At 60.0% G+C, this 14,162-nt stretch carries 13 protein-coding genes; 6 read left to right on the top strand and 7 right to left on the bottom strand.

Features of this window, described 5'->3' with window-relative positions:
• The first annotated feature begins 66 nt into the window (after nt 1-66).
• From murJ to ispH, 6 genes are all read left to right on the top strand, one after another.
• Entirely contained in the window at nt 67-1,605 is a 1,539-nt protein-coding gene (gene murJ / locus AX284_RS03115) for a murein biosynthesis integral membrane protein MurJ (protein ID WP_068383523.1), read from the top strand.
• 79 nt (nt 1,606-1,684) lie between these two features.
• Nucleotides 1,685-2,632 (top strand): bifunctional riboflavin kinase/FAD synthetase, encoded by a 948-nt coding sequence (gene ribF, locus AX284_RS03110; protein ID WP_017640853.1) that lies wholly within the window; start codon nt 1,685-1,687, stop codon nt 2,630-2,632.
• A gap of 1 nt (nt 2,633) precedes the next feature.
• Nucleotides 2,634-5,468 carry an isoleucine--tRNA ligase gene (gene ileS, locus AX284_RS03105; RefSeq protein ID WP_017640852.1) on the top strand — a complete coding sequence of 945 codons (2,835 nt, stop codon included), beginning with the start codon at nt 2,634-2,636 and terminating at the stop codon, nt 5,466-5,468.
• Nucleotides 5,461-5,964 carry a signal peptidase II gene (gene lspA / locus AX284_RS03100; protein WP_017640851.1) on the top strand — a complete coding sequence of 168 codons (504 nt, stop codon included), beginning with the start codon at nt 5,461-5,463 and terminating at the stop codon, nt 5,962-5,964. The genes ileS and lspA overlap by 8 nt, the downstream gene beginning before the upstream one ends.
• Complete coding sequence (locus AX284_RS03095) at nt 5,957-6,403, top strand: FKBP-type peptidyl-prolyl cis-trans isomerase (RefSeq protein ID WP_007160800.1); 447 nt, start codon at nt 5,957-5,959, stop codon at nt 6,401-6,403. The genes lspA and AX284_RS03095 overlap by 8 nt, the downstream gene beginning before the upstream one ends.
• A gap of 34 nt (nt 6,404-6,437) precedes the next feature.
• A complete protein-coding gene (ispH, locus tag AX284_RS03090; RefSeq protein WP_017640850.1) occupies nt 6,438-7,382 on the top strand; it encodes a 4-hydroxy-3-methylbut-2-enyl diphosphate reductase in 945 nt (314 codons plus the stop codon).
• 15 nt (nt 7,383-7,397) lie between these two features.
• Here ispH and AX284_RS12050 read toward each other — a convergent pair whose 3' ends face one another.
• Genes AX284_RS12050 through AX284_RS03065 form a run of 7 tightly spaced genes read right to left on the bottom strand, consistent with a single transcriptional unit; the run spans nt 7,398 to nt 14,149 of the window.
• The gene (locus AX284_RS12050) at nt 7,398-7,847 is read right to left on the bottom strand and encodes a type IV pilin protein (RefSeq protein WP_082731498.1); all 450 of its coding nucleotides are present in this window, start codon (nt 7,845-7,847) and stop codon (nt 7,398-7,400) included.
• A gap of 5 nt (nt 7,848-7,852) precedes the next feature.
• Nucleotides 7,853-10,909 (bottom strand): pilus assembly protein, encoded by a 3,057-nt coding sequence (locus tag AX284_RS11665; RefSeq protein ID WP_153015307.1) that lies wholly within the window; start codon nt 10,907-10,909, stop codon nt 7,853-7,855.
• 19 nt (nt 10,910-10,928) lie between these two features.
• Nucleotides 10,929-11,690: a hypothetical protein gene (locus AX284_RS11815; RefSeq protein WP_153015306.1), complete on the bottom strand. Its 762-nt coding sequence runs from the start codon at nt 11,688-11,690 to the stop codon at nt 10,929-10,931.
• 17 nt (nt 11,691-11,707) lie between these two features.
• Nucleotides 11,708-12,187: a pilus assembly PilX family protein gene (locus tag AX284_RS03080; protein ID WP_068383521.1), complete on the bottom strand. Its 480-nt coding sequence runs from the start codon at nt 12,185-12,187 to the stop codon at nt 11,708-11,710.
• On the bottom strand, nt 12,184-13,206 hold the full coding sequence (locus AX284_RS03075) for a PilW family protein (protein WP_082731497.1): 1,023 nt from the start codon (nt 13,204-13,206) through the stop codon (nt 12,184-12,186). The genes AX284_RS03080 and AX284_RS03075 overlap by 4 nt, the downstream gene beginning before the upstream one ends.
• Nucleotides 13,203-13,676 carry a type IV pilus modification protein PilV gene (gene pilV, locus AX284_RS03070; protein ID WP_068383520.1) on the bottom strand — a complete coding sequence of 158 codons (474 nt, stop codon included), beginning with the start codon at nt 13,674-13,676 and terminating at the stop codon, nt 13,203-13,205. Before pilV ends, AX284_RS03075 begins: the two co-directional genes overlap by 4 nt.
• Nucleotides 13,673-14,149: a GspH/FimT family pseudopilin gene (locus AX284_RS03065; RefSeq protein ID WP_068383518.1), complete on the bottom strand. Its 477-nt coding sequence runs from the start codon at nt 14,147-14,149 to the stop codon at nt 13,673-13,675. Before AX284_RS03065 ends, pilV begins: the two co-directional genes overlap by 4 nt.
• Between the last annotated feature and the right edge of the window lie 13 nt (nt 14,150-14,162).

The raw sequence follows: 14,162 nt of genomic DNA, 5'->3' as shown, positions 1-14,162 counted from the left end.
CGCGCGACTGCGCTCACGCGCATCTTTCGTCACCTCCCGCTGCGTTCACCGAGTGCTCTCTCAGTCATGAATCTGCTCAAGTCCCTGGCCGCCGTCAGCTCCATGACCATGCTGTCCCGCGTGCTGGGTTTCGTGCGCGACACCATCGTCGCCCGCACCTTTGGCGCCGGCATGGCCACCGATGCCTTTTTCGTCGCCTTCAAGCTGCCCAATCTCTTGCGGCGTATCTTCGCCGAGGGCGCCTTCTCCCAGGCCTTCGTACCCATCCTGGCCGAATACAAGGCCCAGCAGGGCGAGGAGGCCACCCGCACCTTCCTGGCCTATGTCAGCGGCCTGCTGACCCTGGTGCTGGCGGTGGTCACGGTGCTGGGCATGCTGGCCGCGCCCCTGGTGATCTGGATCACCGCGCCGGGCTTTGCTGATACCCCGGAAAAGTTCGCCCTGACGTCCGATCTGCTGCGGGTGACCTTTCCCTACATCCTGCTGATCTCCCTGGCCTCCCTGGCCGGCGCCGTGCTCAACACCTGGAACAGGTTCAGCGTACCGGCCTTCGTGCCGACCCTGCTCAACATCAGCATGATCATCTTCGCGCTGTTCCTGACGCCCTATTTCGATCCGCCGATCATGGCGCTGGCCTGGGCGACCCTGGTGGGTGGCCTGGCGCAGTTCCTCTATCAGCTGCCGCACCTCAAGCGCATCGGCATGCTGGTGCTGCCGCGGCTGAATCTGCGCGACGCCGGTGTCTGGCGGGTCATGAAACAGATGGGGCCGGCGATCCTCGGGGTCTCGGTCAGCCAGATCTCGCTGATCATCAACACCATCTTCGCCTCCTTCCTGGCCGCCGGCTCGGTGTCCTGGATGTACTACGCCGATCGCCTCATGGAATTGCCCTCGGGGGTGCTCGGCGTGGCCCTGGGGACCATCCTGTTGCCGGCGCTGTCACGGACCTATGCCAAGGCCGATCGCCAGGAATACTCGCGGCTGCTCGACTGGGGCCTGCGGCTGTGCTTCCTGCTGGTGCTGCCCTGTTCCGCGGCCCTGGCGCTGCTGTCCGAGCCGCTGACCGTCTCGCTGTTCCAGTACGGTCGCTTCGATGCCCATGACGCCCTGATGACCCAGCGGGCGCTGGTTGCCTATGCCGTGGGACTGCTCGGCATCATCCTGGTCAAGGTGCTGGCGCCGGGCTTCTATGCCCAGCAGAACATCAAGACGCCGGTAAAGATCGCCATCTTCACCCTGGCGGTGACCCAGGTGCTCAACCTGATCCTGATCGGGCCGCTGCAGCACGTCGGCCTGGCCTTGGCAATAGGTCTGGCGGCCTGTCTCAACGCCGGCCTTTTATTCTGGCAGTTGCGCCGCCATAACCTGTTCATTCCCCAGGCCGGCTGGACGGGCTTCCTGCTGCGACTGCTGATCGCGGTGGCGGTGATGAGCGCCGTCCTGTTCGGCCTGATGCAGCTGCTGCCCAGTTGGAGCGAAGGGCTGATGTGGCAGCGCCTGCTGCGTCTGGGCGGCCTAGTCGCGGCGGGCGTACTGGCCTATTTCGCCAGCCTGTTCCTGCTCGGTTTCCGCCTGCGCGACTTCAATCGGCGGGCGGTGCTGTGATTGCACATGGCCGGGTGTGCGCCTGTCCTCGCGGCGGGCATCCAGATATAATCGATTAATTTCTGAGCAATCCCTACCCATGCAGCTGTTTCGCGGTCTCCATCATCTCGACGCCTTTCCCAAGGGCTGCGTTGCCACCATCGGCAACTTCGACGGGGTTCACCTGGGGCACCAGGCCATCCTCGCGCGGCTGCGTGAGCGGGCGGCGGAGCTCGGGGTGCCCAGTTGCGTGGTGATCTTCGAACCGCAGCCCCGCGAATTCTTCCTGCCTGACATCGCGCCGGTGCGCTTGACCCGCCTGCGCGAGAAGCTGGAATGCTTCGCGCGCCTGGGCGTCGACAACGTGCTCTGCCTGAATTTCAATCGGCGGCTGCGCGAGTTGTCCGCCGAGGCCTTCGTCCAGCAGGTGCTGGTGGACGGCCTGGGGGTGAAGCACCTGGAGATCGGTGACGACTTCCGTTTCGGCTGCGACCGTGCCGGCGACTTCACCTACCTGAATCTGGCCGCTCGCGACCACGGTTTCACCCTGGAAGCTGCCACCACCGTCGAGCTGGATGGCCTGCGGGTGAGCAGTACCTTGATCCGCCAGGCCCTGGCCGATGGCGATCTGGCCCTGGCCGCACGCATGCTGGGACGACCCTACAGCCTTTCGGGGCGGGTGTTGCATGGCCAGAAGCTGGCGCGTCAGCTGGGTTGGCCCACCGCCAACGTCCAGCTCAAGCGGCGCCGGCCGCCGCTGCGCGGCGTCTATCTGGTCAGCAGCTTGATCGATGGGCGGGTGGTGCCAGGCGTGGCCAACATCGGCCAGCGGCCGACGGTGCAGGGCGATGGTCGTCCGCACCTGGAGATCCATCTGCTGGACTTTGCCGGCGACCTCTATGGCCGCCACCTCAGCGTGACCTTCGTACAGAAGGTCCGCGACGAACAGAAATTCGCCTCTCTGGAGGCCCTCAAGGCGGCGATCGAAGCGGACGTCGCCACGGCCCGCGCCTACTGGCAGGGGCAACCGTCAACGAGCCTGGACTGACATGACCGATTACAAAGCGACGCTCAATCTGCCGGAAACGGCATTCCCGATGAAAGCCGGCCTGCCGCAGCGCGAGCCGGAAGCGCTCAAGCGCTGGCAGGACATCGACCTGTACGGGAAGCTGCGCGCCATCGGCAAGGGCCGGCCGACCTTCATCCTGCATGACGGTCCGCCCTATGCCAACGGCAGCATCCACATCGGTCATGCGCTGAACAAGATCCTCAAGGACATCATCACCCGGTCCAAGACCCTGGCCGGCTTCGATGCCCCCTATGTGCCGGGCTGGGACTGCCATGGCCTGCCCATCGAGCACAAGGTGGAGACCACCTTCGGCAAGAATCAGCCGGCGGACCTGACCCGCGAGCGCTGCCGCGCCTATGCCAGCGAGCAGATCGAAGAGCAGAAGGCCGGCTTCGTCCGCCTGGGCGTACTGGGTGACTGGAGCAATCCCTACCTGACCATGAACTTCGCCAACGAGGCCGGCGAGATCCGTGCCCTGAGCGAACTGGTCAAGAAGGGCTTCGTCTTCAAGGGCCTCAAACCGGTCAACTTCTGCTTCGACTGCGGCTCGGCCCTGGCCGAGGCCGAGGTGGAGTACCAGGACAAGCGTTCCGACGCCATCGACGTGGCCTTCCCGGTCGCCGATGCCGACAAGCTGGCGGCCGCCTTCGGCCTCGGCGCGCTGGCCAAGCCCACCGCCATCGTCATCTGGACCACCACCCCCTGGACCATCCCGGCCAACCAGGCGCTCAACGTACATCCCGAGTTCACCTATGCGCTGGTGGACGTCGGCGATCGCCTGCTGCTGCTGGCCGAGGAGCTGGTGGAAAGCTGCCTGGCGCGCTACGGCCTGCAGGGCGAGGTGATCGCCACTGCCCCGGGTACCGCCCTGGAACTGATCAACTTCCGCCACCCGCTGTACGAGCGGCTGTCGCCCATCTACCTGGCCGAATACGTCGAACTGGGCGCCGGTACGGGCATCGTGCACTGCTCGCCTGCCTACGGCGAAGATGACTTCCGTATCTGCAAGCAGTACGGCCTGAGCAACGACGACATCCTCAATCCGGTGCAGAGCAATGGCGTCTACGCCGAGTCGCTGCCGCTGTTTGGTGGCCAGTTCATCTGGAAGGCCAATCCGGCCATCGTCGCCGCGCTGGAAGAGGCGGGTGCACTGCTCAAGCACGAGGCGATCAATCACAGCTACATGCATTGCTGGCGGCACAAGACCCCGCTGATCTATCGCGCCACCGCCCAGTGGTTCGTCGGCATGGACAAGCAGCCCAACGAAGGCGCTACCTTGCGCGAGCGCTCCCTGGCGGCCATCGAGCAGACCCAGTTCGTCCCGGCCTGGGGCCAGGCGCGGCTGCACGGCATGATCGCCGGCCGGCCCGACTGGTGCATCTCGCGCCAGCGCAACTGGGGTGTGCCGATTCCCTTCTTCACCCACAAGGAAAGCGGCGAGCTGCACCCGCGCACCGTCGAGCTGATGGAGGAGGTCGCCCAGCGCGTCGAGCGTGAAGGCATCGAAGCCTGGTTCAAGCTCGATCCGGTCGAACTGCTTGGCGAAGAAGCCAGCCAGTACGACAAGAGCCGCGACACCCTTGACGTCTGGTTCGACTCGGGTACCACCCACTGGCACGTGCTGCGCGGCTCCCATGCCGAACTGGCGCACCAGCAGGGTCCGGCGGCCGATCTCTACCTTGAGGGCTCTGACCAGCACCGTGGCTGGTTCCACTCCTCGCTGCTGACCGGTTGCGCCATCGACGGCCACGCGCCCTACAAGGAACTGCTGACCCACGGCTTCACCGTGGACGAGCAGGGCCGCAAGCAATCCAAGTCGCTGGGCAACGTGGTCGCCCCGCAAAAGGTCATCGACAGCCTGGGCGCCGACATCCTGCGCCTCTGGGTCGCCTCCACCGACTACACCGGCGAGATGGCGGTCTCCGACCAGATCCTGCAGCGCAGCGCCGACTCCTATCGCCGTATCCGCAACACCGCGCGCTTCCTGCTCTCCAACCTCTCCGGCTTCGATCCGGCGGTGAATCGGGTCGCTCCCGAAGACATGATCGACCTGGATCGCTGGGCGGTGGATCGTGCGCTGCTGCTGCAACAGGAAATCGAGCAGGCCTACGCCGAGTACCGCTTCCTCAACGTCTACCAGAAGGTGCACAACTTCTGCGTGCAGGAGCTGGGCGGCTTCTACCTCGACATCATCAAGGACCGCCAGTACACCACCGGGGCCGACAGCCTGCCGCGCCGCTCCTGCCAGACCGCGCTGTATCTGATCGCCGAGGCCCTGGTGCGCTGGATCGCGCCCATCCTGTCCTTTACCGCCGACGAGATCTGGCAGTACCTGCCGGGCGAGCGGGAAGAGTCGGTGATGCTGACCACCTGGTACGACGGCCTCTTCGCCCTGCCCGAGGGTGCGACCCTGGATCGTGCCTACTGGGATCAGGTGATGGCGGTCAAGGCCGCGGTCAACAAGGAGCTGGAGAACCAGCGCGCCGCCAAGACCCTGGGCGGCAGCCTGCAGGCGGAGATCACCCTCTACGCCGACAGCGCCCTGCAGACCGTGCTGGAAGCCCTGGGCAACGAACTCAGATTCGTGCTGATCTCGTCCCAGGCCGCTGTCCAGCCGCTGGAAAAGGCTCCCGAAGGCGCCGTGGCCAGCGAACTGAGCGGCCTCAAGCTGGTGGTCCGCAAGTCCGAGGCCCCCAAGTGCGCCCGCTGCTGGCACCACAGCCACAGCGTCGGCCAGGATGCCGCGCACCCGGAGATCTGCGAGCGCTGCGTGACCAATGTCTACGGTGCCGGCGAGGTGCGCGAGCATGCGTGACGCCTCGCGTTTCGGTGCCTTGCCCTGGTTGGCCCTGAGTGTGCTGGTGATCCTGCTGGATCAGCTGACCAAGCTCTACTTCCAGGCCAACCTGTCGCTCTACCAGCAGGTACCGGTGATTCCGGACATCCTCAGCTGGACCCTGGCCTACAACCCGGGCGCCGCCTTCAGCTTCCTGGCCGATCACTCCGGTTGGCAGCGCTGGTTCTTCGCCGGCATCGCCGCGGTGGTGAGCGTGGTCCTGGTGGTCTGGCTCAAGCGCCTGCGCAACGACACCTGGACCGCCATCGCCCTGGCGCTGATCCTCGGTGGCGCGCTGGGCAATCTCTATGACCGCCTGGTCCTGGGCCACGTCATCGACTTCATCCTGGTGCACTGGCGCCAGGAGTGGTACTACCCCGCCTTCAACCTGGCCGACAGCGCCATCACCGTGGGTGCCGTGATGCTGGCCCTGGACATGTTCCGCAAGAAGAAGCCCGAGGAAGCCCATGGCTGAGATCACCATCGGCCCGGATACCCGGGTCACCCTGCATTTCGCCATCAAGCTGCAGAACGGCGATGTGGTGGACAGCACCTTCGACAAGGCGCCAGCCACCTTCACCGTCGGCGATGGCAATCTGTTGCCCGGCTTCGAGCAGGCGCTGTTCGGCCTAGAGGCCGGTACCAAGACCAGCCTGACCATTCCGCCCGAGCGCGGCTTCGGCCAGCCCAACGACGGCAACCTGCAGACCATGGCGCGGGACGACTTCAGTGACATGGAGCTGTCGCCCGGCCTGCTGATCATCTTCAGCGATGCCGCCGGTGGCGAGATGCCTGGCGTGGTCAAGAGCTACGACGACGAGCAGGTGATCATCGACTTCAACCACCCGCTGGCCGGCCGTGTGCTGACCTTCGACGTGGAAATCCTGGCCATCGAGCCTGCCGTCTCCCATTGATCCAACGCCGCCCGTGAAGCGGGCAGAGGAGCCTATGCAGATCAAGCTCGCCAATCCCCGCGGCTTCTGCGCCGGCGTGGACCGCGCCATCGACATCGTCGACCGGGCGCTGGACGTTTTCGGCCCGCCCATCTATGTGCGTCACGAAGTGGTGCACAACAAGTTCGTGGTCGACAACCTGCGCGCCCGTGGCGCCGTCTTCGTCGAAGACGTGGCCGACGTGCCGGATGACGTCATCCTTATCTTCAGCGCCCATGGCGTCTCCCAGGCCGTGCGCCGCGAGGCCGCCGAGCGTGGTCTGAAGGTGTTCGACGCCACCTGCCCGCTGGTGACCAAGGTGCACATGGAAGTCGCGCGCTACAGCCGCGACGGCCAGGAGTGCATCCTCATCGGCCACGCTGGGCACCCGGAAGTGGAGGGCACCATGGGCCAGTACGACGATCGTGCCGGCGGTGCCATCTACCTGGTGGAAGACGAGGAAGACGTGGCAAAGCTCGAGGTGCGCAACCCCGACGCCCTGTTCTACGTCTCCCAGACCACCCTGTCGATGGACGACACCCGCAAGGTGATCGACGCCTTGCGCGCCAAGTTTCCCCAGATCAACGGCCCGCGCAAGAACGACATCTGCTACGCCACCACCAACCGCCAGGACGCCGTGAAGACCCTGGCGCTGGAAAGCGACGTGGTACTGGTGGTGGGCAGCCCCACCAGCTCCAACTCCAACCGCCTGCGCGAACTCGCCGAACGCCTGGGCACCCCGGCTTATCTCATCGATGGCGCCGAGGATATGCAGCAGAGCTGGTTCGAAGGCGTGCAACGCATCGGCGTCACCGCCGGTGCTTCGGCCCCTGAAGTCCTGGTACGCGGCGTCATCGACCAGCTGCAGAGCTGGGGCGCCACTGGCAAGGTCGAGCTGGAAGGCGAGCCGGAGAACATCACCTTCACCCTGCCGCGGGAGCTCAGGGTAAAGGCGGTATAGGACGTCGCTGGCGCCCTAGCGGCGCCAGCAGTCGGCGGTGGTGGCACCGGTGCCGGTCTGGTCCTTCTTGCCCGTGTTGGTAAGCTTCAGATCCCCACACTTATCGTTGGCCATTACCCCCGAGCTATTCCGCGTCGCCGTGGCGGTGTAGGACGCTCCGGCGTCACCCACGCTGATGCTGAAGGTGTACGGAGTTCCAGTGGGGTAGGGCGGAGCCGGATTGTCCGGTACGTCTGTCCTATTGGCTGTCTTGGAGTAACGCCCCGTCCCCGTGTAATAGCGTTCCATGAATTGCGACAGTTGCATAAGCGTCGCCTCCGCATCGGCCCGATTGCCCTTGCGGATGTGTTCCATATAGGACGGATAGGCAATGGCGGCCAGGATGCCGACGATGGCCACCACGATCATCACTTCGATGAGGGTGAAGCCGCTAGTCTGATAGCGGCTGATGTGAGTTTCTCTCATTGTGTCTACCTAATTTCTTGCCACGATGCGCGCTCCGATACTCGCGCACCTTTGCTAATGGGCTCGCACTTAGGCGCACTGTTCGCTGACCCTGAATAGCAGATCAGGTCAGTATCGGCATCCTCGCCACGATTGATTTGAGTAGGGGTTTTGATGGCGCCCTGTTCGGGATCTATCACACTGGAATAGGGGATCTTCGTACCGTCGGTCGCCACGTAGTAATCCTGATCATTGATGACTCCATCGCCGTTGATATCGAAAACGGCGTAGGAGAGACGCCCGCCCGATAGCACGTCGATTTTGGTGACTGGGCTAACCCCACCACCTTGACAGGGGTCGGCAGATGGAATCAAGGAGGCGAAGCTCAATACTCCATTGGCGACACTGGCGCGCGATATGACGCGCTCGCCTTTATTAACACTGTTGACTGCTAGGTTCAAGTACCATCCTGACTTGTTTGTAGGGATGCTGTTATTGCTCATTACTCTGGCAATTTTGCCGTTTATGGTTTCTTGCGCAATGATCGTCTGCTCTACAAGCGCACTACGGGATATGTTCTGTCCGTGATCGATGATTCCGTAGTAACTTTCCAGGCGCGGCGAGTCCGGCACTTCATTGTCTCCCGTTTTATAATAGCTGCCTGTGCCGAATAGAAGGATTGGATTGCCGTCCTTGTTAAGCGCTACGGAAATGGCAGAAGTGATAGGCTGGGCAACAGCGTCACTGGTGTTTCCTGTCTTAGCGGTAAATAAGGGGGCGCTCCCAAGAGAGGTAGGTGCGCTCCAGTTCGCTGGATCACTGCTGGCAATGTCGAAGCGCCAAACATTGCCGATAGTGTCGCCTACATAGATGCGATCGGCTACGCGGTCATTGTCGAGATCGATTGCCGTAGGTTCGCTCAGGCTACCCTCAGTCGTGATGTTGAATTTGCTTATCACGCTGCCATCTGCCGCGTCAAGGATCCACAATTTCCCGGAAGTCACACTACCGTCGCTAAAGCCGCTGCTGACGATAACGCCAAATTTACCGTTCGCCAAGGCAACCAGTGAGGGGCGTTGGATAGGATAATTTATTTCAGTAGAGGTGAACTCCCATAATACCGCAGGGCTTTCTGGATTTGTCACATCTAGAGCGAAAACGGCCTTGCCCCCAGCGCCGGTACTGCCTACGACCAATGTTTTCCACGAATTGTTAATCCAGGCGTCACCAGCCTTGGCGGAACCATCCACGTAATAACGGTGGCTATAGTCTGGTTGCGTCAAGCGATACAGTTCTCCCAAGAGCGTTCGAGGAATAAATGCAAATAGCTCATTGCCTCCGTTGTTTGATGAGGCGTCGAATGTGTGTAGCATTCCATCGTTAGCACCAACGACAACCATCGGCTTGCGGTCTTTTATAGACTGGCGAAAGTTTATATAAGTCGAGCCGGCTGTACCCCAGGCGGAGCCGGTTAATAAATTATAGCCATAGTCTGCGGTGTCGATATATAAGGGGTCTGAGTTAACGATATCGCCCAAACGGCTTCTGCGCTCCCGCATGGGATTACTTGCTCGCGTTTCGTAGGATCTGTTGCCTCTCAGGTAATCTACGCGCGCCTGGCCTTCGCTTTCGTTTACGTGAGTAGACTCATCATTTGTTCGCCGCAAGGCCGTTTTGGCGTCATCGTCAAGCTCACTCCACAAGAAATTAACACCACCGCGAGAGAACTGGGCATTGGCATCCAGGTCGCGCTCGCTGGTCGTGGCTATGTTGCTTGTCAATATCTTGCGTGCGCTAGGCTCCGTGGTGTTTAGAATAGTCGCTGCGCTCCACGTTGCGCCGTTGCTGACTTGTCCTGAGCTATCGACGGACAACGCTTGGAGATCACCACTCCAGAACTTGGGTTCGTATGAGGCTTTGAACAGGACGCTGCCCGTATTGAGCTCTGAGCTACTGGTTCCCAATGATGTATTCGTGGTGGCAGTTTCTTGGGCAATTCTAGCAAAGGCATTTTTGAGGCCTGCAACCATTCCTGCTGCGTCGCCACCCACGAAGAAGTTATCTGGGCGCTTGTCCCCAGAAGAAAGCGTTTGCCCGTTGGTAGTCCACATGGCGTCAGTGATGCTTGAGGCCGCTGCGGTCTCGGGATCAAAGCCCTGAGGTACGGTGAAGCCACCGTATTTAGTGGCAAGCCAATACTGGTTGGCTGTCTTTGGCTTGAGCAGTTGACCTTCCCTGACATCCACCCAGTAGGTCGAAATGGTTTGCTTGCCAGGTATAAGGTTTCGTTGATCCTTTACATGGGCATCGAATGCCAAGCCAGCGATATAGGCAGAGCTTTGTCGCCCTTCATTGTCGAATGGAGTGGGAATCGAAATGCCTTCCAAGGCGGCTACTCGGCTTGTCGCCGTTACGACATTGACCGTAGTGTCTGCCGCTACCTCGGGAGGTAAAGCTGGCTCCTGATCGTGCTTAAGGTTTCCTGGAAGATTTTTATCGCTCCAGGTATTCACGTCGCCAATGCCGAGAATGACATTTTTTTGGCAGGAGTAGGTAATAGGGTCGATCCAGTTGGTAACTACGGGGAAGCCGTCTGCCTGGGCGTAACGATCATCACTATCGCCGGTAAGCTCACTATAGGTGTTAACATTCCCTTGGTTCTTGAAATAGCGTAATGCAGTATAGTAAAGCTCACTTACCGGATCAAAATCCTTTAGCTTGCGATAAAGGTTTCCTCTGTAAGGCATGGAGCCAAATTTGTTGATGTAGTTAATGACGCCGCTATTGACGATTCGACCTGTATTATCTATGGCATCGTTTGTTGCTTGAGCCTCGGAAGTGGATGGATTGCTTACCAATATCCCCGTTTCAGAGCTCCATTCTGCGCGATTTGTCGTTTGGTCTGGAGGGTTAGGCCCTATGTAGGCCTGGTTGGCGCGTAGAACACCACCGTCGCGTAATCGATCCTCGTAAACGTTTAGGTAACTGAAGGCTGAATAACGTAAATTGTTTGCATACTGTTGTAGTAGGCCTTCAGGTTTGTACTGTCCGTTAGGGTAGCGCTTGCAGTTGGCTTCTTTCAAACTCTCGGAGACGCAAACCTTAACCTGAATTCTTAAGCGGTAAACGCTTTTTACCCCTTGTTCTGGGGGGGTAATATGCAGTTTTTAGCTTTCCATCTTCCCATTGGGCAGAGTTGTTAGGGTCGTAATCAGTCCATTCGTAGTCCCCCTCTGAATACCCAGTCCCACCGATCTTATCCGTCCAGTTGGAGATGAGCATGTCAAAACCCAGACCCTCCAGGCGGATGTTCAGACTGTTCCAGTTGTCGAGTGGTAGGGCGCCTTCAAGCTGAGTCATATCCTGGCCGGTATTTATGCGGTTGCCTGCATCACTCTGCCCGCTATGTCGAGCTTTCTGTAGGATGGTCGATGTGGTGGTGTCGACCACTCGATTGCCTCCCGTCAGTGCGCTACGAAACGGATCAATAGTGGGTGTGGCAGCCCAGTTGAGGAAGTTGCCACTCCACTCTTTTTCACCAGTGCAGCGAAAGTTTTCCGTTTTTCTTACAGGATAGAAGTAGCGGTCGAGCTCTTGTGTGCCGTATTGATAGAGGTAGCATTTTTCGGAATCAAAGTAGCCAGTGTAGCGGGTGGCAGAAACATAGTTGTTTATGTTTGCTACAGATAGTACCGTTGGCCATTCCACCGAGGGGACCAAGGCTAGGCTACCTGGTATGTCACCGCCAATGAGTAGCGGCGTTTGAGATACCGCACCGTGAGTATTTGGACTCATGCCGAGTAGGGCTAATAGAGCAAGCAGGGCGCGACGTGAGATCAAGGGGAATAATGAGAGTTTGCTCATGAGCTGTTCTCCGAGCGCTAGCGCCTGATGAAAAGAGTGCTGAGATTGACTATGGAGCTAGCCACCTGAGTATCTCCTGAGCTGTCTTTCGCACTGCCCAAGCCTTTTGTTTCAATCCGGATTACACTTGTTGTAATCGGGATCCCGGCCTCTAGGCTATAACCGAACTTTTGAATGGTCACGCCGGGTAGCGGGTTCATGCGATAGGTTGCTCGACCCTGACCCTGGTCGGAAAGGTCTGTGGCATCGGTCCAGTTGTCGGTAGTGGCAGTGCTTTGCCATTCCGCTATGGATTTGTTCTTGGCCGCTTGTTCAGCGTCGCGTTGCGCCATTTCCGCTGCCTGGAAGGCGAGATTCTCATCGCGCAAGTTGCCCGCCATCCGCTCCTGCAGGACGGTGCCCCTCATGCTTCCGATGGCGAGCAGGGTCATGAGCAGCAGCATGATCAGGGTAACGATGAGTACCGCGCCATTTTGCTGGCCTGGGAGCTTGTTCATGGCAGATGGTTGCGAATCCCGACGGTAAGGGTGAAGACCTGGGCAAGACGGCCATCGTCAATGGTTCTGTTGCTGCCCATGAATGGCACAGTCTGGTCAGGCGTGATTGCATTTTTTTGTCGGCTCACGGCGAGCAGATTGATGCGGACGGAAACCACGCTTTGCCAGTTGTTGGTCAGACTCGAGTCGTTGGCATCGAGGTAGTTGCCTGTTATCTGGCCATTGGCATTGCCCAGCGCATACTGGAATTGCAGGTCTTGGATGCCACTTACCAGTTCTTCCGCTATTTCAACCGGTGTCGAGCCCGCATTGGATGTGTAACGGGTGCGCCACAATGAAGGGACGCCGGTAGTGGTGTCGTTCTTCAGGTAATAGAGTGTGCTCTGATAGTTGAGGGCCTGAGCCGTTTTGTTGTAGGCGCGACTAAAGTTCAAACCTTCTTTTAAAGAGACGCTTTTGCCCGTATCACTTTGGTTTATGAAGAAATCGCAAGCCACAGGATCGGCGACGATGATCAGATCGCCTTTCCTGGCACCACTGTCGGTGGTGCCGGTCGTAAGGCTCCCATTAGTGGCAGCGGCATTGTCGGGTAGGGCCTTCACCACGGGATTGGCAGCGTGCTTGAGCAGGATGACATCGGTACCCGATGTCCGAGCGTTATAAGTAGTATCCAACCAGTCCGGTAGCGTACCTGGACTGCTGTCATTCCAGCCTTTTAGGCCGCTGCCCAGCACATAGCGATCATCATTGCCACTGGTCAAGCTGGTTGGCGTAAGGTCATTCAGCTTGCTCAGGCATTCGCCCTTGTAGCCGGCATTACGCAGATCGAACGCGATGAATTCGAGCGCGAAGCGGCCCGATTCCTGTACCTGGGAGAGGGCGACATTGGTCTGGTAGGTCTGACGAGATGACAGGAAGATCTGAATCACGCCGCCCATCAGCAACAAGCCGAGCAGCAGGGCGATCATCAACTCGATGATGGACAGGCCGACCTGATGGCGAGATCGGGAGCGCATCATAGGCGGGTCCTATACTCGAAGGTTTCCAATGCGCGCGCCGTCGCTTGCTGGGTCGTTTCGTCGGTACTCTTGATGCGTGCTCGTGCATCGTTCCAGCTGATGCTGATGGTCACTATGTTGCTCGAGGTGACTATGGTGCCTGTCCCTTGCGGAAGACTGCTTGCCAAATGGCTATTCCATTCCGCCAGATCGCGTTGCGCCGGAGTTGAGGTGCTACTGGGCGTGCTACTGGTGGACGGGGGGCTGGACTGCGCGTAGTCGCCAGCTAGCGCCGCCTTGCGATTGGCCCGCATGCGGTCCGCTATGTCATTGGCCAGGATGGTGGCCTGGGAGCGATAGTAGGCCCCTTGATTGCTCTGCACGCTCATGGCCTGCAAGCCGGCCAGGCCCAACAAGCCGATGGCGAGGATGAACATGGCCACCAGGACCTCGATGAGGGTCGCGCCACGCTGTCGTCTGGGGCGGTTCATGGCTGGATGCAACCGTTCGTGTTGGCTGAGGCATTGCCGGTGATGGTTATCGAGACGGTACGCTGGCAACTTGGGGTTGTGATCTGGAAGGTCTGGGCAGCGCCGAGCGTCGTCGTGCCATTGCTGCGATAGGTGATGCCATCACTGGGGCCGGTGAGCATGATCCCGGTCCCCGGCTCCCAGACGCGCAGGACGAGACTCTCTTGGATCAATAGCCAGCCTGCTGACCAGTCGGTACCCGCTTCACAAGCGCTGCCGTCTGCATTGCGTCGACAGAGGGTGACGTTGGTACGGCGCTTGAGCGCTTCCGAACGAGTCGTTTGCAGGGCGCCTACCAGTTCATTGCTCATGACCGCCGCCCGGTTGCTCTGTACGGTCCTGTTGAACGACGGCGCAGCGATGGCGATGACGATCGCCAGAATGGCGATCGCCACCATCAGTTCGATAAGGGTGAAGCCGTACTGAGCGCGCATCGTCGGATTCGCC

The sequence above is a fragment of the Pseudomonas sp. HUK17 genome (assembly GCF_001566765.1).
Note: the sequence above shows the minus strand (reverse complement) of the source record. Positions and strands in the feature narration are given on the sequence as shown.

What these genes read in the sequence shown, in the direction of transcription:
- murJ (WP_068383523.1), top strand. Translation starts at nt 67, where the DNA reads ATGAATCTGCTCAAGTCCCTGGCCGCCGTCAGCTCCATGACCATGCTG.
- ribF (WP_017640853.1), top strand. Translation starts at nt 1,685, where the DNA reads ATGCAGCTGTTTCGCGGTCTCCATCATCTCGACGCCTTTCCCAAGGGC.
- ileS (WP_017640852.1), top strand. Translation starts at nt 2,634, where the DNA reads ATGACCGATTACAAAGCGACGCTCAATCTGCCGGAAACGGCATTCCCG.
- lspA (WP_017640851.1), top strand. Translation starts at nt 5,461, where the DNA reads ATGCGTGACGCCTCGCGTTTCGGTGCCTTGCCCTGGTTGGCCCTGAGT.
- AX284_RS03095 (WP_007160800.1), top strand. Translation starts at nt 5,957, where the DNA reads ATGGCTGAGATCACCATCGGCCCGGATACCCGGGTCACCCTGCATTTC.
- ispH (WP_017640850.1), top strand. Translation starts at nt 6,438, where the DNA reads ATGCAGATCAAGCTCGCCAATCCCCGCGGCTTCTGCGCCGGCGTGGAC.
- AX284_RS12050 (WP_082731498.1), bottom strand. Translation starts at nt 7,847, where the DNA reads ATGAGAGAAACTCACATCAGCCGCTATCAGACTAGCGGCTTCACCCTC.
- AX284_RS11815 (WP_153015306.1), bottom strand. Translation starts at nt 11,690, where the DNA reads ATGAGCAAACTCTCATTATTCCCCTTGATCTCACGTCGCGCCCTGCTT.
- AX284_RS03080 (WP_068383521.1), bottom strand. Translation starts at nt 12,187, where the DNA reads ATGAACAAGCTCCCAGGCCAGCAAAATGGCGCGGTACTCATCGTTACC.
- AX284_RS03075 (WP_082731497.1), bottom strand. Translation starts at nt 13,206, where the DNA reads ATGATGCGCTCCCGATCTCGCCATCAGGTCGGCCTGTCCATCATCGAG.
- pilV (WP_068383520.1), bottom strand. Translation starts at nt 13,676, where the DNA reads ATGAACCGCCCCAGACGACAGCGTGGCGCGACCCTCATCGAGGTCCTG.
- AX284_RS03065 (WP_068383518.1), bottom strand. Translation starts at nt 14,149, where the DNA reads ATGCGCGCTCAGTACGGCTTCACCCTTATCGAACTGATGGTGGCGATC.